The sequence below is a fragment of the Flavobacterium caeni genome (genome assembly GCF_900101895.1).
Classification (GTDB): domain Bacteria; phylum Bacteroidota; class Bacteroidia; order Flavobacteriales; family Flavobacteriaceae; genus Flavobacterium; species Flavobacterium caeni.
Map to the genome: position 1 here is coordinate 1 of NZ_FMVF01000059.1, position 1,776 is coordinate 1,776.

At 33.2% G+C, this 1,776-nt stretch carries 2 protein-coding genes; both read right to left on the minus strand.

The features are described from left to right. Positions 1 to 229 precede the first annotated feature (229 nt). The gene (locus BLP55_RS16470; RefSeq protein WP_091147466.1) at positions 230 to 1,465 is read right to left on the minus strand and encodes a hypothetical protein; all 1,236 of its coding nucleotides are present in this window, start codon (positions 1,463 to 1,465) and stop codon (positions 230 to 232) included. A gap of 74 nt (positions 1,466 to 1,539) precedes the next feature. Further along, the coding region (locus tag BLP55_RS16475; RefSeq protein WP_139149805.1) for an IS30 family transposase at positions 1,540 to 1,776 on the minus strand (237 nt) is incomplete at its 5' end.

Below are 1,776 nucleotides of genomic sequence, written 5' to 3' on the forward strand. Positions count from 1 at the left end.
AATCCTGCGTCCAATTCTTTTTTCATATTGCAATTTATGAATTAGAATTGAGATTGTCTCTCTTTCCCGAAGTTTTCTGGCATTTCACACAACGTGTCGCCTGTAACCGCAGTCGCGGATCAAAGCGAACAGAGTTCTCTCTGCCAAGATAAAACTTTCTACGTGAACTAACAACCCCAAGCTACCGAAATCCCCGCGATTGCGGTTACAGGCTGTTAGCGGTTCGGCCTTATTCTAGAATTTCGTAAAGTTCACCCTTTTCAATGATAAATTCTTTCCTTAAATTCAAATTGTTGCTGAATTCTGTCAATTGACTTGACACTTTTGAAATTTCTTCACGTTGAATTTCCATTGCCTCAATTATTCTACTTTTTGAATTTTTTAAATCTTGAATTATTTTGTCTTTCTTTTCAGCTCGTAGTAAAATTTTATCAAAAACCGATTTGCTATTTTCGCTATCTAAAACTTTGTAGTAAATGTCCATTTGATTTTCTTTTAAAAACTCTAAGCTTTCGACACTAATCTTCTCGAAAGCAATCTTTAAGTCAAATATCAAAGTTGGATTGTGTTCTTGAGCGTACTTTAATTCCAATAGTTTTCCTTGAAGGTAGAGGCCATGTAAGGCAAGAAAATATTGTAGATTCAATTCTATTTCTGTTGTTTTTTCCCGTTCTAAAAACTTAAAACTTTTTTTGTAAAACTGTATTAACTCGTACAAATCGATATTTAATCGAATTATATTTGTTAAGTAGGCATTTCGATATTCACTGTTACTTTCAATCAAATTATATTCTTGATGTGCTTTTTGGAAAAAATAGATTATCGATTCAATTTGAGAATGCTTTTTGATAAATTCTAATTCTAGAAGTTGATTAACTTTCAATGAAATTTGATTGAGATTATCATTTATTTTTGCAAGATAGTGTTGGCGGATAATGAATGAACCGATGTTAATTGCGACCAACGGCGCAGCGACTGCTAAATTAGAAACATACCCTCCATGTTTAAGAATTTTTCCGCTCTGCATAATTGCTGTTCCTTGACCATTTGGCATTTTCATAATTGCTCCTGAAACTCCTTGCGGGAAAACAAACCGATAAGATTTAGAAAGTACGCCAATAGAAATCATCTCAGGAAAACTGCTTCCTAAATTTCTTAAAAAGGATTCTGTATTCGCGTCAATTTTCTTTTTTGTTCCTTGTGAAGAATTTAATAATTCGAATTCAAAAAACCTTTTTGAAATATCGAGTGGATCGACAAGTTCGAAATTTGGATTAAATTCTTTTCTTATAATTTCGGAGGCAATATTGTCAATTTTCTCTTGTAACTCATTTATTTTCTCGGAAGCTAAATCCCCGGTATTGTTATCTCGCTTATTATTTTGAATTTCTTTCGCAATGAGAATAATTTCATCTATTTTATTGTTTTGCTGTTCAATTCCTAATATTTTTCTTAACCAATTCATTGTTTAGGTTATTTGATTGTTACTCGATTCGTGGATTCAAGACCTTAATGCAACAAAGGTCATTTAATAAAAATCTAAATTAGTTTAATTTTTTTATTCTCGATCTTTTTTCTTTCGCGTTTCATCATCTCGTTTGGGGTTAGAAAACCGAGTACTTTTCTGGGCCTGTTGTTGAGCTTGTTTTGTGCTTCCAGGAGCTGCTCTTTGGACACATTTGAGAAGTCTGTTTTCTTCGGAAAAAACCGTCTGATTAATCCATTGGTGTTTTCGTTTGTCCCGCGTTCCCACGACGAGTATGGATTGGCGAAATA

Bases quoted from the DNA above. Each gene is read 5' to 3' on its own strand.
- BLP55_RS16470 (WP_091147466.1), bottom strand. From the start codon at position 1,465: ATGAATTGGTTAAGAAAAATATTAGGAATTGAACAGCAAAACAATAAA.